Source organism: Flavobacterium ustbae, from assembly GCF_003946915.1.
Taxonomy (GTDB): Bacteria; Bacteroidota; Bacteroidia; order Flavobacteriales; family Flavobacteriaceae; genus Flavobacterium; species Flavobacterium ustbae.
This window is the reverse complement of sequence record NZ_RPOC01000007.1, coordinates 21,692-43,107: the sequence shown is the minus strand read 5'-3', so window position 1 is coordinate 43,107 and position 21,416 is coordinate 21,692. Positions and strand designations below refer to the sequence as shown.

Sequence of the window (21,416 nt, the reverse complement as noted above, 5' to 3'; positions counted from 1 at the left end):
CCCATAATATATGAATACGATAGACACAAACCCAGCAAATAATACTTTTGAGCCACAAAATGACAGCAAAATGTGGTGGAAAAATTCTGAAAGTGAACAGATTTTAAACCGCGGTTATCTTCTAAAAGGAGAAACTGTAGAAGGAGCAATCGATAGAATTTGTACCGCAGCAGCTAGAAGACTGTACAAACCAGAATTGAAAGAATCTTTCATGGAAATGATCGAAAGAGGCTGGATGAGTATCAGTTCGCCAGTTTGGGCCAATATGGGAACAGAAAGAGGATTGCCAATTTCTTGTTTTAATGTACATGTTCCAGATAAAATTGAAGGAATTACGCATAAGCTTGGAGAGGTAATTATGCAAACTAAAATAGGAGGTGGAACTTCTGGTTATTTTGGTGAATTGCGCGAGCGCGGAAGTGCTGTAACAGACAACGGAAAGAGTAGTGGTGCGGTAAGTTTTATGAAACTTTTTGATACAGCTATGGATACGATTTCTCAAGGTGGAGTTCGTCGCGGTGCGTTTGCAGCTTACTTAGATGTGGATCACCCAGATATTGAAGAGTTTTTGAAAATTAAAAGTATCGGAAACCCAATTCAGAACTTGTTTACAGGAATATGCGTGCCAGATTATTGGATGCAGGAAATGATCGATGGAGATGCAGAGAAAAGACAAATTTGGGCAAAAGTACTAGAAAGCCGTCAGCAAAAAGGTTTGCCTTATATTTTCTTTAGCGATAACGTAAATAAAAACAAACCGCAAGTTTATAAAGATCAGAATCTTAGAATCAATGCAAGTAACTTATGCAGCGAGATTATGCTTCCTTCAACTCAGGATGAATCATTTATCTGCTGTTTGTCTTCTATGAATTTAGAATTATATGAAGAATGGAAAGATACTGAAGCAGTAAAATTAGCGATCTTTTTCTTAGATGCCGTTTTACAAGAGTTTATCGAAAAAACAGAAGGCAACTATTATCTTTCTGCAGCGAATAAATTTGCTAAAAGACACCGTGCGCTTGGTTTAGGCGTTTTAGGATGGCATTCTTATTTACAGAAAAATATGATTCCGTTTGAAGGAATGGAAGCTAAAATGAAAACGACTGAGATTTTTAAACATATTAGCGATAAAGCTGATAAAGCAAGTCAGGAATTGGCTAGAATTTATGGCGAACCAGAATTGTTAAAAGGGTACGGAAGACGTAATACGACAACAATGGCAATTGCTCCAACAACATCTTCTTCGGCAATTTTAGGGCAAACTTCGCCAGGAATTGAGCCTTTCAGCAGTAATTATTACAAAGCTGGATTAAGCAAAGGGAATTTTATGCGTAAAAATAAATACCTTAAAAAACTGTTGGAAGAAAAAGGTTTAGACAACGAAGAAGTTTGGAGAGGAATTATGCTAAACGGAGGAAGCGTTCAGCATATGGAACAATTGACTAAAGAAGAAAAAGATGTTTTTAAAACATTTAAAGAAATCAGTCAATTAGAAATTGTACAGCAGGCAGGAATTCGTCAGAAGTTTGTAGATCAAGGACAAAGTTTAAATCTTAATATTCCAGCTGAATTGGCAATTAAAGATGTAAATCGTTTAATGATCGAAGCTTGGCAGCAAGGAGTAAAAAGTTTATACTACCAAAGAAGCCAGAGCGTTTCTAAAGAATTGGTAACAAGTCTTGTTTCGTGCAGCAGCTGCGAATCGTAAATATCATAAAACCGGATCTTCTTAGATTCGGTTTTTTTTTTTCGCCACGAATTTACGAATTATTTTTGCCACAGATTAAAAATAATTCTCACAGATTTTTAATCCTTTTAATCTGTGCAATCTGTGGCTAATAAAAATAATTCGTGAATTCGTGGCTAAAAAAACTTAGAGTCTTTGTGTCTTAGTGGCAACTCTATTTTTTTAAGGTTAAGCTAATTTAATTCTTATAAAATCTTAATTTAGCACCCAAATTCCTTAATCCAAAATCAAATAAATACCATCTCAATGGAGAATATTACCGTTATTATAATGTTGCTTTTTGGCGTTGCTTTTCTGAGCTTAGTTAGTAAAAGATATAATTTCCCAATTCCGATTGTTTTAGTTTTATGCGGTGTTGTTATTAGCGTTGTTCCTGGACTTCCGGTAATTGCGCTGAGTCCTGAAATCGTGTTTATCGTATTCCTTCCGCCACTTTTGTATCACGCCGCGTGGCATACCAGCTGGTCCGAATTTAAACAGACGATTCGTCCGATAACTTTGGCAGCTGTTGGTCTAGTATTTTTTACTACAGGATTGGTTGCCGTGGTTGCACATTGGCTCATAGATGATATCTCTTGGCCGTTAGCGTTTTTGCTTGGCGCCATTGTTTCGCCTCCAGACGCGGTTTCGGCAACGGCGATTACAAAAGGTTTAGGACTTAATCCGAGATTGATTGCTATTTTGGAAGGAGAAAGTCTAGTAAACGATGCTAGTGGACTTGTTGCATACAAATATGCGCTTACGGCAATTACAGCAGGAAATTTTGTGCTATGGCAGGCAGGATTAAATTTTGTATTAATGTCGGTTTTGGGGGTTGCAATAGGCTTGGCTGTTGGTTACATCATGTATTACATTCATAAAAGATTTGTTTGTGACGATATTATCGAGGTTACGCTTACTTTATTAACGCCATTTGCGTCTTATTTGCTTGCAGAGCATTTTGAAGGTTCGGGAGTTTTGGCAGTAGTAACAACAGGTCTTTTTCTGGCTGCAAGGTCTGGAGCAATCTTTTCTCACGAAAGCAGAATTATGACCAATACGATTTGGGATGTATTAAATAATATCCTAAATGGCTTGATCTTTATTTTAATCGGACTTCAATTGAGACAAATTATAGACGGAATCAGCAATTATTCTGGGAATTCATTATTTATTTGGGGAGCGGTTATTAGTATTGTCGTTATTTTGGTTCGTTTTTTATGGGTTATTCCAGCTACGCTTATTCCAAGAATGATTAGCAAAAAGATTCGTGAAAAGGAAGAATTTGATTATCGCAATATGATCATTTTTGGCTGGTCAGGAATGCGTGGTGTTGTTTCGATGGCTGCTGCTTTGGCGCTTCCGCTAATGCTGAATAAAACGGAAGAATTTCCACTTCGAAATTTAATTATATACTTGGTTTTCTGTGTCATACTTTCGACTTTGATTTTGCAGGGACTAACACTTCCATGGCTTATAAAAAAACTTAAAATCGAGCGTTATTCAATATTGGCAGAGGAATACAACATTCGAAATTTGATTGTTTCTGAAACTATTGCACATATTGAAGATAATTTTTCATTACTGAATGGCGAACTTCTTCATAATATAAAAAGCAAATACGAAGTAAAATTTAACCGTCTGCAAAAAACAGAACTTCCGGCAAATTTCTTCGGAAATGGACAACTTCTTGGCGGCGAAATTTTTAATGATTTTACTAAAATTCAAATCGATCTGCTGAATGTAGAACGTTCAAAATTAGAATCAATGCATAAATCAGGCTCTGTAAACGAAGAAATCTTCCGTAAAATAGAAAAAGAATTAGATTTGGAAGAAACCCGCCTATGGATGGAAATGTATGAGGAAAACTGATAGTGTTATGAGTTATGAGTTATGAGTTAAGGGTTAAGGGTTAAGGGTTATGAGTTATGCAATTACAATTCGTAACTTCTAACTTCTAACTTCTAACTTCTAACTTCTAACTTCTAACTCCTAACTTCTAACTCCTAACCATTAAATAACTCCCATTTTCTGCATTAAGAAAGTCGCGCTTTTATTTTTGCAGATTCCGTTTCGGAGTTTGTAATCGAAATGTAAATCGTTGTTTTGAATTTCGACTTCAAAACATTGATTGGTTAAAATTTGAGGAAATTCGTTTGTTGTTAAGCAAACTTCTATGTCGTGAGTAGCGATGGCGCCAATAGCTTTTTTCGAAATTATTTTCTTAACCACTTCAATTGTTCCGTTTCTTTTGTCATCAGAATTTGTTCCTCTTAAAATTTCATCTAATAAAACAAAAGCAGGCTGATTTTCAAGTGTATCCATGATCTGTTTTAAACGTTTAATTTCAGCAAAGAAATAAGATTCGCTATCCGATAAAGAATCAGATAATCGCATTGAAACTAATACTGGAAGTGGATGAACTTTAGCTTCTGAAGCACAAATAACTGATCCAATTCCACTCAATACCATATTGATTCCTAAGCTTCTCAAAAATGTGCTTTTTCCAGACATGTTCGATCCTGTTAAAATCACGAAAGATTGCGGGTAAAATTGCGTATCATTTCCAATTCTTGTTGCAGGATTAAGCAACGGATGGCTCAAGTTTTTAAACTCAATTTTATATTCAGAATTGATTTCTGGGAAAACAAAATCATCGTTGTTATACGCTAAATTGGCTAAACTGTTTAGCGCTTCAATTTCGCCAATAATAGAAATCCAATAATTCATTTCAGAAGCATAATCTTCTTTCCATTTTAATAATGCTTTTAAAACATGAAGATTGAATAAAAATGTTCCGTTGAATAAAGTCGCTGTAACAAAATTATTGATGGTGTCCATTCTCGAAAACAGCTCAGAAAGCTGTTTTAAATGCTGGCTGGCTTTAGCATTTTTAAAATTAAGCTGTTGCTGCAAATGAATTAACTTTTTTGATTGGAAAGATTCTTTTTCAATTTTTTCAATCAGTAAACTGTATTGTTTTATGATTTTATCAACGTTGTCTGCTTTTGCTATTTCCGACTGGATCCTTTTCACACATCTTCCTAAAACAATCAGATTAGCAATAAAAATATACGTCAAATAAGAAAGTATAATGGTTTTAGAAGTGATAAAATAAGCCGCTAAAAATCCAAAAAAGGTTACAGGAAGAATAATTGAAAGTACAATTAAAGCTTTAGGTAAAGAATTATTTGTATAAGAAGTCCAATATTTTATGGCTTCATAAGAAGCTTTGGAATCATTGCCAATAATGGCAAGCGCTTGAAATTCTTGTCTCCAGTCTATTTTGCTTTTCAATTCGTTAACCGCTTCCTGATTTTCTAAAATTTCAGTTTCAGGCAGCGTATGAAGGAATAGTTCTGCAAGTGTTTTTTTTCCGATAAAAGAAGCTGTTCTGTTGAGATTTTGAAATAAAGAATGCTCTCCAAAAATATCCAAATCGTACGCATACGGATGATGAAAATCTATAAACTCAACACCGTTTTCAAAAGGAGTTTTTTCTCGTTTTAAGAAAGTAATTTCGTTTTGGTTAATTTTTAAAAGCGTGTCGGCCAATAGTTTTTGAAATGACAATCTCGAATGCACTCTCATTAAAAAAAGAAAACCAACAAAAGATAAAACAGCTAGAATAACATAAAGTATTTGATCTGTTTTTATGTAATTAAACATAAAAAACAAGAAAAGAAAAATACTTAATAGCCTCAAAAGGCTTATGCTGTTGTATTTTTTGTTGGTTTTATTATAAAGTTCTGAGTATTTTGCAACATTGTCTGGATATGCTTTCATTCTATTATTTTGCTTGAAATACAAATATAGCTTTTAAGTTACAAAATCATCATAGATTGAAGCTAATCTTCGTGCATCACCAAAATCGGAACCTGGACTTCTTTGGTAATCTTTTTGGTAAAACTTGAATCAAAAAGACTTTCAAAGAAAGAACGTTTGTGTGTTATCGTAGTCAGAATATCAATGTCTTTGTATAACACAAAATCGAGAATAGTTTCTTTAACATCATCACTTGGCAACACTAAAAATTCGACATTTTCTGTTGCAAATTCGCTTTCAAATTCTTTTCTAACTTGATCTGTGACATCAGAATTAGATGTTTTAACATACAAACTTTTAACTTTAGCATCTGTTTTTTTAGCGATTTTTAGAATCTTTTTAAGTTCCTTTTTATCTTTTTCGCGGTAGCGCGTAGTAAAACCAATTGTTTTTACTTTTTTGTATTTAGCATCAATTGGAATACATAAAACCGGAACTTCAACTCCAGAAATCACAGATTCGGTATTAGAACCCGTAAAGAATTTTGTCCAGTCAGAAACGCTGTTGGTACCCATAATCACAAAATCGATTTGATCTTCTTCTACAGCATTTTTCAGGTTATAAACAAGGTCACCATCCATTAGACGGTGTTTTATGACAATATCGTCTAATTTGCGTTCGGCAGCAATTTCTCGAAGTTTAGGAATCTCATCTTTAAACATTTCAAATTTTGCTAATTCAATTGAGCTGTAAATAGAAGCGTAATTCTCTGGAAAGAATTGGCTGTCGTAAACGGGAATCTCGAATGTATGAAGTAAGATTAGTTCGGCGTTTACAACTTTAGCAAATTCTAAAGCATGAACAAATGCATTGGTAGCTGCATCAGAGAAATCGGTTGGAAATAATATCTTTTTCATAGTATTTAAGATTAAGGTTTGTCTCTCAAATTTACTCATTCTGCGAAGAAATTAACCTGATATTTATCAGTATTTTAACACTTAATAATTTGTTAATCTTACTTAATTTGAAGATTTCTCATACGAATGGATGGTAAGTTAGTGCAGAAAATAAATTGCGCTTTTTTTATACCTTTGCAACATGATAAATCAAGATTCTATAGTTGCTCTAGCTACACCTTCGGGTGCTGGAGCCATTGCCATAATTCGTATTTCTGGAGCTGAGGCCATTACAATTGGGAATTCGGTTTTTAAATCTATTAAAAACAAAGATTTAACCAAGCAAAAGACGCATACACTGCACTTAGGGCATATTGTAGACGGAAGCAAAACGTTAGACGAAGTTTTGGTTTCGGTATTTAAAGGTCCGAATTCTTATACGGGCGAAGATACAATTGAAATTTCTTGTCACGGATCGACTTATATTCAGCAGCAGATTATTCAGTTATTGCTTCGAAATGGCTGTAGAATGGCCGATGCTGGTGAATTTACATTGCGGGCTTTTCTTAACGGAAAATTAGATTTGTCTCAAGCAGAAGCCGTTGCCGATTTGATTTCTTCTGATAATGAAGCTTCTCATCAAATTGCAATGCAGCAAATGCGTGGCGGATTCAGTAATGAAATTGCTAAACTTCGCGAGGAACTTCTAAATTTTGCTTCTTTGATTGAATTGGAATTGGATTTTGCAGAAGAAGATGTAGAATTTGCAGATAGAACACAGTTTCATGAATTATTAAACCGAATCGAATTTGTTTTGAAACGTTTAATTGATTCGTTTGCTGTTGGAAATGTAATCAAAAACGGAATTCCAGTTGCTATTGTTGGTGAACCAAATGTAGGGAAATCGACTTTATTGAATGCTTTGTTGAACGAAGAACGTGCCATTGTCTCTGACATTGCGGGAACAACTCGTGACACCATTGAAGATGAATTGGTTATTGGCGGAATCGGTTTTAGATTTATCGATACGGCCGGAATTCGTGATACCAAAGATGTTGTAGAAAGCATCGGAATCAAGAAAACCTTTGAAAAAATTGAGCAGGCGCAAGTTGTCATTTATTTGTTTGATGGTTTAAAGTTTCAGGTTTCAAGTTCCGAGTTTGTATCGGAGATTGAGCAAATAAAGAATAAATATCCGCTAAAACCTTTAGTTATTGTTGTAAATAAAAAAGACATTTTGTCGGCTGAAGAAGTTTTAAATATTACAAGTAAACTTGAAAATCTGAATGCAAAACTTCTTCTAATTTCTGCGAAAGAAAAAATAGGAGTGGAGGATTTAAAGAATGAATTGCTATCATTTGTAAATACTGGCGCACTTCGTAATAATGAAACAATTGTTACTAATACAAGACATTATGATTCGTTATTAAAAGCTTTAGATGAAATCCAAAAAGTAAAATTTGGTTTAGAATCTGGTCTTTCGAGCGATTTAATGGCGCTTGATATTCGTGAAGCTTTATACCAATTCGGACTGATTACAGGTCAGGTTTCTAATGATGAATTATTGGGGAATATTTTTGCTAATTTTTGCATCGGGAAATAGAAGGCGCAAAATAAAACAAAACAAAAATAACGAAAAGAGTTATGGTATTGATAATTAATACTTTGGCTCTTTTTTTTATTGAGGCAAATATAATCTCATTAAAGTAATGATTTATAGATTTTTGTAAAAGGCTTCATTTTTTAATTGATGAGGTTCTTCATCTATTGTCCTGTGACTGCTCTTATTTAATTTTATATTAATGGACTTAACTTCTCGATTGGAATACTGTAAAATTATGTAAAGATTCTGTAAGTAATAGATCTTTATATTATCGTAAATTTGTTTATATACTGGTAATGCACTACAAAAATCAGTCAGAAAAAACAGGGGACCGGCGGGGTTCGTCTGGAGGTTCTGTCCCAAATGATTTAGTTAATTACCTTATACTTTTCAGGCAACCGCCGGCCGCCTAAGGACTCCCTTTTTAAGGGAGTTTTTTTGTATCTTGAATTCAGTGTTTTCTTTGGCGGAAAAGATTATAATTATGAATGGAGCCCATTCAAGATGTAGCTAAACGTATAGGAAGATGAAATGGCGTTCAATAAAAAAATCAGCGAGAATTTTGTTCTATTACAAAAGCTTTGAGATCTGCCATCATTCCGTCTCTAAATTTCCATACATCACAGTATTCGTAATGTGTTGTTTTTCCGTCGTTATCCTTTAAACTTATTTTTCCCACTACGGTTACAAAATCACCGTCAGCAATAGTTTCTTCCACATCAAAAGTTGGAGGTGTGGTGTAAGTATCTTCCATATATTTTCTCACGGCTTCTTTTCCGATCAAGATTTGATCGCCTACAAATGTCCATGTAACATCCTCGGTACAATAAATTAAAAAACCGTCATTGTTTCCTGCTGTAACTTCAGCGTTAGCTTTCTGCAGCGTTTCTTTATTTTTTTGTGGTGTCATATCTAATTTTATTAATAACCTTAAAGATAAGACATCGATTACTTATTAAAAACTGAAGAAGTAAAAAAAAATATATTGATTTTATTTCTAATGACTTAGCTTGTAATATTATATAACAAACCCGCAAAACTATATAATTATTTCTTTTTCTTGATAGCTATTTTTAAGATCAATAAAAATCTGATACTATGACATCTAATCACGATTATGTTCTTTATAATAAAAATATAGAAGTACAGCAACAAGACGAACAAGAGATTATGCAGAAAATAGTTGATTCTATGGCGAGAGTTAACAAATTAATGTACGAAAAATACCGTCACGCCATACGCGATGCACACGCTAAAAGCCATGGAATTCTAAAAGGAGAACTTCATATCTATGATAATCTGCCCGAACATCTTTCACAGGGAATTTTCAGAAACGCTAAAACCTATCCCGTTATAGTCCGTTTCTCTACGGCGCAGTCATCTATTGTACCTGATAAAATGTCGGCGTTTAGAGGAATGGCAATAAAAATAATCGGTGTAGAAGGAGAGAAACTCTTGCCAGAATTAGCCGATGCAATTACTCAAGACTTTTTACTTGTCAACTATCCCATTATACCAACGGGAACGATAAAAGAATATTTAAAAATGCAGGAAGGAATAGAAAGCCAGACACAGAATGGAGAGTTCGTTCAAAAGATAGCACAAAAAGCTGCAGTGGGGGTACAAAATGTTCTTGCTGCTGTCGGTTTGGCTGACGACACCAACCATTTGAGTGCGCCTGGACCCCATATTTTAGGCGATACTTATTTCAGTATGGCAGCACTTCGTTACGGAGATTACGTAGCAAAAATCAATGTAAAACCGCTTTCTAAAAATGTAAAAGAATTAGCAGGGAAAAAGGTCGACGAGAAGATTATGGATGAAGATGAAAATGCGTTTTTAACCAAAATTATTTCTGATTTCTTTCAAACGGGAACTGCTGAATATGAGATGGGCGTACAGCTTTGCACTAATCTAGAAACGATGCCGGTAGAAGACGGATCTGTACAATGGCCAGAAGAAGAAAGCCCTTATCAGCCAGTTGCCAAGTTAATTTTTCGTCCGCAGAAGACCTTTAGTCCCGAGCGTCGCGTTTACGCCGATGATGTGCTGAGTTTCAATCCGTTTCATTGTCTGCCCGAGCATAGGCCACTAGGAAACATCATGCGTGTTCGAAAACTCGCTTACGAAACCTCAAGCCGCTACAGGCACCATATGAATGCACAACCAAGAGTAGAACCAAAAAGTATAGAGGAACTACCAGATTAAATAACAGATAATTACAGATATAAAAAATGATTATGAAAAAATATAAAGTCGGAATAATAGGATATGGGGGATTTGGTAAATTCCTTCACTACTGGTGGTCTAAAATTGAAAATGTCGAGGTTGCGGCTGTGGCCGATCACGGATCACATATTCAAGATGCGAAAAACTTAAAGCTATACTCAAATTGGGAAGATCTTATTGCAGATCCTGAAATAGATATAGTGAGCATTGTTACGCCGCCAGGCCTGCATGCTGAAATGGCCTGTGCAGCCATGAGAGCAGGAAAACATGTGCTGCTTGAAAAACCTATTTCTATAACAGAAGAGGAAGCCAGACAGATTGTAGAAATGCAGAAGCAGACTGGCCGTGTGATTACCGTTGATCATATGATTCGTTATAATCCCATTATTCAGACTTTTAAAGAATTGTCGGATAAAGGAGTTTTTGGAAAAATCCGTCACGCTGTCGTTAATAATTATGCACAAGATGAATCACTAGCGCCAGAGCATTGGTTCTGGAATAAAGAAATTTCTGGAGGTATTATGGTAGAACACGGTGTGCATTTTTTTGATATTATTAATGCACTGGGTGGACAAAAGCGCGAGAAAGTATGCGGAGTTTCGCATGATCGCAATGAGCAGCAGCGTGATCGTGTTTCGGCGCTGGTGCTTTATAATGAAGGATTGATAGCATCGTATTATCACGCCTTTTCAGGTCCGGGATTTTTTGAACAAACTACCATTGAACTAGCGTATGATCTGGCCAGAATCGAGATTGAAGGATGGATGCCAATGAAAGGAAAATTGAAAGTTCTTGTCAATTCTGATACGCGGCCATTTCTTAAAAATATTCCTGGGTGGAAGGAAAACCACTCTGAAAACTTTGCAGAAATGGGAGATGAGTCCAGACCTGAAGGCTGGGGTTCTTCTCAGATTGAAGAAGAAAAGAAGAAAGGTATTTATGCCGGAGGAATAGCATACGACACCGACCAAATGGTTTTGGGAACATTTGAAATACCGCAGACAAAAGGAGAAGTTTATGGCAATTGCGTACAGCTCATCCTTTCGGATATGATTCGTAAGATAGAAGATGAAAATCATACATTGGCAATTACTCTTGAAGATGCTTTTGAAGCCTTAAGAACGGCAATTCTAGCTTCTAACTAATTGTACGATTTTTGGTGATTTCTTCGAATTATATAACTATGAAGGTATAAAGTATAAGTAATACCGTTTTTACTTAGCGAGATTTGTTAGACTGAATATTTTACGCTTTTGTAAATCAATTTATTATGGAAAATAATTCTTCGATTCTCACTTCTCTGACGATCAATAGTAAAGATTATAAATTGGAGCTGCTTCCTTGGGTTTCACTACTCGACACACTACGTGAAAGGCTTAACTTAACTGGAACAAAAAAAGGATGCGACCACGGGCAATGTGGCGCATGCACCGTTTTGTGCGACGGCAAAAGAATTTTAAGTTGCCTGACCCTCGCAGTGACCAAAAATGGCAGTGATATTACAACCATTGAAGGTGTGGCAGATGGTAAAGAACTTCATCCGCTCCAGAAAGCTTTTATTGAGCACGATGCCTTTCAATGCGGTTATTGTACGCCTGGACAGATCTGTAGTGCCATTGGAATGCTTCGGGAAGGAAAGGCGACTACCCGTGAAGACGTAAAAGAGCTCATGAGTGGCAACCTTTGCCGCTGCGGTGCTAATTCTGGAATTATAGACGCGATTATGCAGGTAAAAGAAGGGATCGATCATGAATAGTTTTGATTACAAAAAAGAAATTACTGTCGATGCGGCAGTTAAAGCGGCAGCTGATAATAAAGCAATGTTTTTAGCCGGCGGGACAAATATTATTGATCTTTGGAAATACAATTTAACTAATCCGGAAAAACTCATTGATATAAATGATGTACAAGAAATTAGTACTATTCAATTACTGGAAAATAATGGTGTAAGATTAGGAGCTTTGGCTAAAAATGCAGCTACGGCTTATGATCCGCTTATAGAAAAAAAGTATCCCTTATTGTCTAAAGCGATTCTAGCGGGTGCTTCTCCGCAGATCCGAAATATGGCTACAGACGGTGGCAATCTTTTACAGCGCACACGCTGCTATTATTTTTACGATCCGGATGTTCCCTGTAATAAGCGCGAACCTGGATCTGGCTGTCCTGCAATTCAAGGCTGTAATCGTATTCATGCCATATTAGGAACAAGTGAGCATTGCATTGCGGTTTTTCCGTCAGATATGTGTGTGGCTTTAGCAGCACTGGAAGCAGTGGTAAATGTAACGGGGCCAAACGGAGATAGAAAGATTCCTTTTGCTGATTTTCATAAACTTCCTGAAGATACACCACATCTTGATAATAATTTAGAAAAAGGCGAAATGATAACCTCAATTGATCTTCCGCCAAATCACTTTTCAAAAAATTATGCTTACTTAAAATTACGTGACCGCCATTCGTATGCTTTTGCATTGGTATCTGTTGCAGTTGCTTTTGAAATGGATGGCAAAACGATATCAAAAGCTAGGATCGCTTTAGGAGGAGTTGCACACAAACCATGGCGCGTACCCAAAGCAGAAGAACTGCTGAGAGGAAAAAAAGCAACGATGGAAAATTTTGCCACGGCGGCTGAGTGTATTTTAGCGGGTGCGGTAGGAAGAGGAGATAATGATTTTAAGATACCTCTTGCAAAGAGGTCGATTATAAGGGCCTGCGAAATGGCTTTATATCCAGAATCGCAAATTCCAGGGGCTGGTCCTTCACTTTAATTTAAAAATAAAAAAAATGGAAAATAAACCCTTAATTGGACAGCCCCTCAGCCGGTTGGAAGGTTATGAAAAAGTAACAGGAAATGCGCAATATGCAGCGGAGTACAATATACCAGATCTCTTATACGGCTATGTAGTCAATAGTACCATCACAAAAGGAAAAATCTTAAGCGTTGATGTCTCGGATGTGCTCGCACTTCAAGGAGTCGTTAAGATATTTACGCACGAAAATCGTCCAAGTCTTGCGTGGTTCGACTTGCAGTATGCGGATATGGATGCGCCCCCAGGAACAGTTTTTAAACCATTAAGCGATAATATTATCAGATATAATGGCCAGCCGATTGCTCTCATCGTGGCAGAAGATTTAGAGACTGCACGTTACGCTTCAACTTTGATTAAATTTGTTTATGAAGAAGAGACGTTTAATACGATATTATCTCAAAATCTAGATAAGGCACGCGAACCTAAAATTGGAATGTCGACACCGCTGAAGCCGCCTCCGCCAAAACCAACTGGTAACTTTGAACAGGCCTACGCAAGTGCCGAATTTAAAACCGAAGCCAAATACCGACACGGAACCGAACATCATAATCCGCTGGAACTTTTTGCAACCACCACCATTTACGAAGGCGATGGAAAATTGACCATTTATGATAAAACGCAAGGAACAATAAACAATCAGCTTTATGTTGCCAATGTTTTTGGTTTAAAATATAAAAATGTCAGAGTGCTGGCTCCGTATGTCGGTGGCGCTTTTGGGTCTGGTCTACGTCCGCAGTACCAATTATTTTTGTGTGTATTGGCATCCCTGGAACTCAAAAGGAATGTGCGTGTTACATTGGAAAGAAAACAAATGTTCTCGTTTGGACACAGGCCTCAAGTAATTCAGTCACTGCGGTTCGGAGCCGACAATAGCGGAAAAGTAACAGCCATGAATCACAACGCGGTTGGTGAAACTTCTGCCTATGAAGATTATAATGAAATTCTGGTTCCTTGGAGCCATAAATTATATCCAGCAGCGAATACTTTATTTGAATATAAATTGGCTCCGCTAGACCTTGCCACACCAATCGACATGAGAGCGCCCGGAGGGGTGAGCGGTATGCATGCAATTGAATGCATTATGGATGAACTGGCTTATAAATTGAATATGGATCCTTTGGATTTTCGCCTTAATAATTACTCAGAAATTGATCCTTCCACGCAAAAGCCTTTTACCAGCAAAGAATTAAAGCAATGTTATAAAAAAGGTGCTGAAAAATTTGGCTGGCATATGCGAAATCCAAAACCTGCAAGCACAAAAAAAGGAAATAGACTAGTAGGCTGGGGCATGGCAACTGGTATTTGGGATGCCTACCAATTCCCCGCAAGGGCAGAAGTCATATTAACTAAAGAAGGCCGACTGGAAGTTCATAATGCGACAACCGATATTGGTACAGGAACCATGACAGTAATGACGCAGATCGCGGCTGATGAATTTGGAATTTCTGTAGATGAGGTATCGTTTTTTTATGGTGACAGCAAAAAGCCTTTTTCAATGTTTCAGGGAGGTTCTGCCATTACAGCTTCTACCGGTACGGCAATTGTCGCTGTGATCAGAGAATTAAAGAAAAAAATTATCAAGAAAATCAAAGATTCGCCCAATTCTCCATTTAAAGAAATTCCAGAAGATCAAATTGTTTTTAGAAATAGTGGCTTAAGCGTAAAAAAACAGCCGGATCTTTTTATTACATTTCAGGAACTTATTAAAGCCAATAAGGGCAAAGAATTTAAGGCAGCCAAATTGGCAGGACCAGATTTATTAAAACTCAGAAAATTTAGCAAAGCAACTCATAGCGCTTCATTTGTTGAGGTCGAAGTAGATAAAGACTTAGGAACCATAACCGTTACCAGAGCTGTTACAGCGGTAGCGGCAGGAAAAATAATCAATCCGAAAACGGCGAGAAGCCAGATATTGGGATCTATGATCTGGGGAATAAGCAAGGCACTGCATGAGGAAACGTTAATCGATCCCAATCTTGGGAAATATATGAATGCCAATCTTGGCGAATATCATATACCTGTACATGCAGACATTCCAGAAATGGAAGTTATCTTTGCCGAAGAAAACGATGGTCTCATTAACGAATTAGGAGTTAAAGGTGTCGGTGAAATTGGCATGACTGCCATTCCTGCAGCAATAGCAAATGCAGTATTTCATGCAACTGGGAAGCGTATAAACGATCTTCCGATTCATTTTGATAAGCTTATGGGGCACCACGGATACTAATAATAAAGTATTGCCCTGTTTCAATGGCTTTGAAAGCTTATTGCGTCGGCTGCGCTTACCCTGATTTTAATCCGCTAATATGGCATAAAACAATCCTGTAAAAAGCGCCGCTGACAATTTTAATTAATTATTGAATAAATGCTCCAGCAAAATCAATGAATTATTAGCAAATAATGAAATTCAGGAAAAGGGCTATTAAGTCTTTCTTTTATTTTTTTGCTCGATAGTGCTGACCTGGCCTTCGAAAGGGTCAAGAAAACGGAAGGAGGTCATCTAAAAAGATTAAAAGACTAAACTGTTTTAGCAATATTACATTTTGTAATTTTAGAGCAATTCTTAATTACTATGAAAACAAAATCAGATTTTGATAAAGAAAAACAGCTTGCCGCCAAAGAAGCGGTAAAACTGATTCGTGATAATATGATTGTAGGTCTCGGAACGGGTTCTACAGCATATTATGCTATAATAGAAATCGGCGAGCGAATTAAGGAAGGGCTGAAAATTAAGGCCGTAGCAACTTCAAAGGAGACAGAACGTCTTGCTGTTTCTTTAAATATTGAGCTGATTGACATAAAAAATATTGATGTGATTGACATTACAATTGATGGAGCTGACGAATTCAATTCTGATTTAATAATGATTAAAGGTGGTGGCGGTGCGCTTTTCCGTGAGAAAATTGTGTTGTCACTTACCCGAAAAAAGATCATTATTTCTGATTCTTCCAAAAAGGTAGAAATACTTGGGAAATTTAAAGTACCTATTGAAGCTGTTCCGTTTGCCTCATCGTATGTAATGAAGCAAATCACGATAGCGGGCGGAAGCAGTAAGTTAAGAATGAAAGAAGGAAGAGAGTTTCTGACCGACCAAGGCAATTACATTATCGATGCTGATTTTGGTCCGATAAACGATCCCGAAACTTTGGCGATGACACTTAATAATATTGAGGGAGTGCTTGCACACGGGCTTTTTATAGGGCTGGTCGATCAAATTATTATGGGACATGGCGATACTACCAAGATTTTCGAGAAATGAAACTGAAGCTGCATAATAAATACGGTTTATTGTTTTTTATCTATGACAGCATAAGATTTTGAAATCATCTACATTTCGAGTTTACAAATTAATATGCTAATTTTATATGCACTGAAAAAGAGACAGATTAAATAAAATTTAGAAGTAATACTATGGAAAATTTAAATAAAGCTTATATAGCAGGAGGGTGTTTCTGGGGAATGGAAGACTTGTTTAGAGTTCTTCCCGGAGTTGTAGATACCGAAGTGGGCTATATAGGAGGAGAAAATGTAAATCCGACGTATGAGAATCACCCAGGTCATGCCGAAGGAATCGAAATAACTTATGACACACGTGAGACTTCTTTCAAGGAGCTGCTTGATTACTTTTTCCGCGTTCACGATCCTACAACAGTAGATAGACAGGGAAATGACAGAGGATCTAGCTACAGATCGGCTATATTTATACAGAACGAAGAAGAAAAACAGACTGCAGAAGAAGTCATTAAAATTGTAAATGATTCTGGCAGATGGAACGGACCTGTGGTTACAAGACTTGAACCTATTGCGAAGTTCTGGCCTGCTGAAGGCTATCATCAGGATTATTTGGTAAAAAAACCAGACGGCTATACGTGTCATTTTGAGAGATTCGGAACGTTTTTATAAAACGCAATAACATTACATACCCAAAATAATTAAAGCTGTGCGGATTCTGAATCTGCGCAGCTTTTTTCATTTACGTCAAAAGGATTTTGTCTGTGAAATTGTAATTCTTGAAAAGCAACTAATCTAGTTCCTGTTGGTTAGATTAAGAGTACTTGTCTCTGTTGTCTGATCCAATATAATCAGATTAATATCAGACAGAAACAGTAATATGTTCATTATCCGGGTGTGATCGACTTTTTCTGCAACAGGATTTTCGGCTGAAAAAGGTTCTCCGCCTCCAGATAGAAAAACAATGATGCATAATTCTTCAAAAGGCACCAATCGGCCTTGATTCAGACAAATATATTTATAGATTTGGGCGGGCAGATGGCAGTAATTGACAGTCATAATATTCTTTTATATTATATACGATAACTGCCCAAACTAGGTTTTAATCTCTTAGCGAAAGCGTCTTAATAATAGCTCTGCTCCAAATACGGATCGTAGATATCGGTGTCCCAATCTCTGTCGTTATAGTCATCGGCAAACTCTTCATCTGGATCCGGATCAAGAATACTTTCGTTTCCGCGTGCGTTGATGCTGTCGCCTGATAAAAATTCACAGTCAAAATCTGGTTCGTCGGCATGTCTGTTATATAGGGAAGTTATGTTGTGTGATAATTTTGATGGCTTCATGTTGTATTTAGTTACTGGTTTATACTGTTTTATTGTAATTCAAAAATAGATAGCGCAACGACGTTTTAAATTACAGAATTACGGGAGGAGTTTATATAATTTTAAAGAAGAAGTAATTAATGAATTCTTTTTCCTCTAATTTTTATCTCATTATAAATTCACTATTCTAAAAGTTTATAAGTATTTATAAGTCTGTAAATCTGTATGTTATTTATAATTTAACTTGAGTTGTACAGATAAAAAATGGTTTCATTTTATAATTTGCAACATGATTGATCCTATTTCTTTATGCCAAAATATTTTTGTAGGATAACTTTGGTACAGATAGAGTAAGAATAAACTTTACAATTCTTTACCATGAAAAATAGTTTTAAAATTTTTACGACTGATAGTATCTAAGTAGTTTCATAATAAAGGTAAATAACTGAATGCGTAAAAATATATCTTCTAATTCTATCTTTAATTTGGTTGACAAACCGAGGCAAACAAAAATTATTTATGAATTAAAATTAGAAATTATGAAAAAGTATCTTTTATTATTTGTTGTTTTTTCCTTTTCACTGACGCTGTCAGCGCAAAGCGCCCAGTCATTTTTGCTCAATCTGTATGGAGGCTATACCTTTTCTGATAAAGTTGATTTTGATAATTCATACGCAAGAGTGGAAGATGGTTTTGGGTATGGAGTAGGTTTGGAATATTTTATAATGGATAATGCTTCTGTCGAATTAAAATATAACAGATTAGACACAAGAATGCCTTTGTATACAAAAGTTCTTACGCGAGATGGAGTTCCTGCAGGAACTCAGCTTAATGCAGGAGATGATAAAGGGGCTATCAATTATATTTTAGCAGATTACACATATTATTTTGGATCAAGTTCTCAAAAGGCGCTTCCGTTTTTGGGTGCGGGCGCAGGAGTTGCAATTCTTGAATCACCAAGAAATGGCAACGGAACTTACTTTGCTTGGGAAGTAAAGGCTGGTGTAAAAGTGAAAACTAATTCACCTGTATCAATTAATCTTCATGCTTATCTGCAATCTATGTCAGCAGCTGTTGGATACGATTACTATTGGGACTATTATTGGGGACCAGTAGGAGTTACTGATTATGCGTCGACATTTCAATTTGGACTCGGTGCCGCTATCAGTTACGATTTTAGCAAATAATAAAATCAAAAATTTTGGTATAAATTAGTTAAGAAAAATTTCAAATATTGTAGAAATTGTAAACAAGTCTATAAATAATAAAAAGCAGGGATTTGAGTCCCTGCTTTTTATTTGGCATTATAGCATATTCTTAATGATTTTCTTTTTGCTACTTAGCCTAAATGGATTACGAAAAGAGATACTATTTGAATACATACAGAATTATTGACTTAAAAAACTTAATTATTTGTGAAATAATTTAGAATGTCTATTTTTGTCAAGAATTAATCTAAATAAAAATAATACCCTTTTCTAAATACCATAAAAATGAATTTTAAACGCCCAATTACCCTAATCATTTTTCTTTTTTTAGCCATCAATTTACAAGCACAAACACTTCGATTAAAGGTTGAAAACGAATCAAAAAGTCTCATTGCAAACGCCTCAGTTTCTTCAGGCAATAAAATCATCGGAACGACTAATAAAGCTGGACAAGTTTCGATCTCAGTTCAAGATATAGAAGACAAAACGGTTTTAATTACTTCTCCAGAATATCAGCCACTTTCGTATGTTTTTAGTAATTTGGATGAAAAAAATGAAATTCCAATTGTTCTAATCAGCGAAAATGAATTGCATGAAGTTGTGGTTACTGCTGGTAGAAAGCAAGAAAATATTGCTACGGTTCCTTCTTCGATCACTATTATGAGCCAAAAAGAAATTCAGGTTCAAAGCAGTATTAATACCAATTTATCGTCTATTTTAGGAAATGTTATTCCGGGGCTTGGTGTTTCAACAAATAAAGCAACCAATTCGGGTCAGACTTTAAGAGGACGTCAAGTTTTGGTTTTAATTGACGGAATTCCGCAATCGACACCTTTAATGAATGGTGCTCGTGATATTCGTGTTGTCGATGCCAACGCCATCGAACGTATTGAAGTTATTAAAGGTGCTACTTCTATTTACGGAAACGGTTCTGGAGGTGGTATTATCAATTATATTACAAAAAAGAGTCCGTTGGTAGATAGTTTTCAAGGAACAACAACTGTAGGAACTACTTTTAATCCGCTTCATAGTAAAGAGACTTTTGGCTACCGTGTTTCGCAATTTTTTAATGGTCGAAAAAACAAATTCAGCTACGTTATTGGTGGAGCTTTTGATTACACAGGCCTTCAAAGAGATGCTGATGGAAAACCTTTGGGACAGACAGATGGTTTGTCTAACTCGTCTCAGTCGAATGCTTTTTTGAAATTAGGATATGACATGGATGAACACACTAGTTTTAATGTAGTTTACAATTTTTATACTAGTACGCAAGACGCTAAATACATTAGTCAAGCGGGAGTATATGGTCAGACTCCTACAATTGGTGTTAGAGGTACAGAACCTGGCAAAAGTGCCGGAACGCCATTCAACCATAATTTTATGTTTACTTTTTCGAAAAACAATTTATTTAAAACAACACAATTGGATGTGTCTGCTTATCTAAATTCTTTTCAATCGATGAATCGTTATGTAGCATCGGCAACCGCTTGGTATGGTCCTGGACAAACTATGATTAATTCGAATAAAAATGGAACAAGAATTAATTTAAATACGCCATTCAACATTGGTTCTATGCCTACCGAAATTACTTATGGTATTGATGTCTTAAATGATGTTACTTTTCAGGATTTGGTAGACGGACGTGTTTATATTCCGAAAATGGACATGTTAAACATTGCTCCATATGCACAACTAAAAGTAGATGTTTTAGAAAACTTGATTTTTAAAGGAGGATTGCGCTATGAAAATGCAACAGTTCGTGTTGATGATTATAATACAATTGCTTCTGGACCAGGAAATGAAGGAAGTATTTTTGTAGAAGGAGGTAAAATTCCATATAATGCTACGATGTTTAATGCTGGTCTTCGTTTTAATAAGTACGAAATTTTTAATCCATTCGTTAGTTTTTCTCAAGCGTTTGCCATAAACGAATTGGGAAGAATTTTAAGAAGTGCAGAAGAAAGCACGATAGCAAGTTTGGCAACAGATCCAATTATTACGAATAACTATGAAGTTGGTTTTTCTAGTAAGTTTTACAATTTTAATTTAACGGCAGCATATTATATTAGTACTTCAAAATTAGGCGCAAACTTAATTGAAATTGACGGACGTTTAGTGGCGCAGCGTGAACCTGAAAAAATTAAAGGATATGAAATAACATTAGACTATAGATTCTCTGATAAATTGAATGTTGGGGGAAGTTATTCTTATGTAGATGGAAAAGCAGAGTTTGATGACGGACGTGAAGTATATTTAAACGGATCTCGTATTGCTCCTCCAAAAGCAACAGCATTTATTAACTACAAGCCTGCGTCTGACTGGTTTTTACAGCTATCTTGGGTAAACACGGGTTGTCGCGATCGTTTTGAGCCAAATGCTAATGGAAGATATAATAATAGCGAAGGACCTATTTCGACGGTCAATTTGATTAATTTTGCAGGAAGTTATGCCTTTAACAAAAACTGGTCATTGAACTTAGGGGTTGAGAATTTATTAAACAACAGCTATTATTCAACTTTAAGCCAATACCGCGCTGTAAATGCAGATTATGTAATGGGTAATGGTATGACGACAAGTTTAAACCTACGTTATAAATTTTAAAAATTTCGAAAAAAGATCATTTTTA

17 protein-coding genes are annotated in these 21,416 nt (G+C 35.9%); 12 read left to right on the top strand and 5 right to left on the bottom strand.

Features of this window, described 5'->3' with window-relative positions; all coding sequences use genetic code 11:
• Positions 1-10 precede the first annotated feature (10 nt).
• Positions 11-1,708 (top strand): ribonucleoside-diphosphate reductase subunit alpha, encoded by a 1,698-nt coding sequence (locus tag EG814_RS11025; protein WP_125721838.1) that lies wholly within the window; start codon positions 11-13, stop codon positions 1,706-1,708.
• A gap of 285 nt (positions 1,709-1,993) precedes the next feature.
• Entirely contained in the window at positions 1,994-3,598 is a 1,605-nt protein-coding gene (locus EG814_RS11020) for a Na+/H+ antiporter (RefSeq protein ID WP_125721836.1), read from the top strand.
• Positions 3,599-3,739: 141 nt separating this feature from the next.
• Here EG814_RS11020 and EG814_RS11015 read toward each other — a convergent pair whose 3' ends face one another.
• Complete coding sequence (locus EG814_RS11015; protein WP_125721834.1) at positions 3,740-5,512, bottom strand: MutS-related protein; 1,773 nt, start codon at positions 5,510-5,512, stop codon at positions 3,740-3,742.
• 62 nt (positions 5,513-5,574) lie between these two features.
• A complete protein-coding gene (locus EG814_RS11010; protein WP_125721832.1) occupies positions 5,575-6,408 on the bottom strand; it encodes a universal stress protein in 834 nt (277 codons plus the stop codon).
• Between the two features lie 181 nt (positions 6,409-6,589).
• Here EG814_RS11010 and mnmE point away from each other — a divergent pair, with 181 nt between their 5' ends.
• Positions 6,590-7,990 (top strand): tRNA uridine-5-carboxymethylaminomethyl(34) synthesis GTPase MnmE, encoded by a 1,401-nt coding sequence (gene mnmE / locus EG814_RS11005; RefSeq protein WP_125721830.1) that lies wholly within the window; start codon positions 6,590-6,592, stop codon positions 7,988-7,990.
• Between the two features lie 550 nt (positions 7,991-8,540).
• On the opposite strand, the gene EG814_RS11000 is transcribed toward mnmE, so the two are convergent.
• On the bottom strand, positions 8,541-8,900 hold the full coding sequence (locus EG814_RS11000) for a nuclear transport factor 2 family protein (RefSeq protein ID WP_125721828.1): 360 nt from the start codon (positions 8,898-8,900) through the stop codon (positions 8,541-8,543).
• Between the two features lie 188 nt (positions 8,901-9,088).
• Here EG814_RS11000 and EG814_RS10995 point away from each other — a divergent pair, with 188 nt between their 5' ends.
• From EG814_RS10995 to msrA, 7 genes are all read left to right on the top strand, one after another.
• A complete protein-coding gene (locus tag EG814_RS10995; protein WP_125721826.1) occupies positions 9,089-10,198 on the top strand; it encodes a catalase family protein in 1,110 nt (369 codons plus the stop codon).
• Between the two features lie 32 nt (positions 10,199-10,230).
• Positions 10,231-11,364 (top strand): Gfo/Idh/MocA family protein, encoded by a 1,134-nt coding sequence (locus EG814_RS10990; RefSeq protein ID WP_164515318.1) that lies wholly within the window; start codon positions 10,231-10,233, stop codon positions 11,362-11,364.
• Positions 11,365-11,489: 125 nt separating this feature from the next.
• The gene (locus tag EG814_RS10985; protein ID WP_125721822.1) at positions 11,490-11,975 is read left to right on the top strand and encodes a (2Fe-2S)-binding protein; all 486 of its coding nucleotides are present in this window, start codon (positions 11,490-11,492) and stop codon (positions 11,973-11,975) included.
• The gene (locus EG814_RS10980) at positions 11,968-12,984 is read left to right on the top strand and encodes an FAD binding domain-containing protein (protein ID WP_125721820.1); all 1,017 of its coding nucleotides are present in this window, start codon (positions 11,968-11,970) and stop codon (positions 12,982-12,984) included. Before EG814_RS10985 ends, EG814_RS10980 begins: the two co-directional genes overlap by 8 nt.
• 16 nt (positions 12,985-13,000) lie before the next feature.
• Entirely contained in the window at positions 13,001-15,253 is a 2,253-nt protein-coding gene (locus EG814_RS10975; RefSeq protein WP_125721818.1) for a xanthine dehydrogenase family protein molybdopterin-binding subunit, read from the top strand.
• Positions 15,254-15,598: 345 nt separating this feature from the next.
• Positions 15,599-16,285, top strand: a complete 687-nt coding sequence (gene rpiA, locus EG814_RS10970) for a ribose-5-phosphate isomerase RpiA (RefSeq protein WP_125721816.1) — start codon at positions 15,599-15,601, stop codon at positions 16,283-16,285.
• Positions 16,286-16,437: 152 nt separating this feature from the next.
• Entirely contained in the window at positions 16,438-16,929 is a 492-nt protein-coding gene (gene msrA, locus EG814_RS10965; protein ID WP_125721814.1) for a peptide-methionine (S)-S-oxide reductase MsrA, read from the top strand.
• 123 nt (positions 16,930-17,052) lie between these two features.
• Here the strand turns inward: msrA and EG814_RS10960 are convergent, their stop codons facing one another.
• Positions 17,053-17,316 (bottom strand): hypothetical protein, encoded by a 264-nt coding sequence (locus EG814_RS10960; RefSeq protein WP_125721812.1) that lies wholly within the window; start codon positions 17,314-17,316, stop codon positions 17,053-17,055.
• A 65-nt stretch (positions 17,317-17,381) separates the two neighbouring features.
• Positions 17,382-17,603: a hypothetical protein gene (locus tag EG814_RS10955; RefSeq protein ID WP_125721810.1), complete on the bottom strand. Its 222-nt coding sequence runs from the start codon at positions 17,601-17,603 to the stop codon at positions 17,382-17,384.
• Between the two features lie 518 nt (positions 17,604-18,121).
• Between EG814_RS10955 and EG814_RS10950 the strand changes: the two genes are divergently transcribed.
• A complete protein-coding gene (locus EG814_RS10950; protein ID WP_125721808.1) occupies positions 18,122-18,769 on the top strand; it encodes an outer membrane beta-barrel protein in 648 nt (215 codons plus the stop codon).
• 306 nt (positions 18,770-19,075) lie between these two features.
• Positions 19,076-21,391: a TonB-dependent receptor gene (locus EG814_RS10945; RefSeq protein WP_125721806.1), complete on the top strand. Its 2,316-nt coding sequence runs from the start codon at positions 19,076-19,078 to the stop codon at positions 21,389-21,391.
• Positions 21,392-21,416 lie beyond the last annotated feature (25 nt).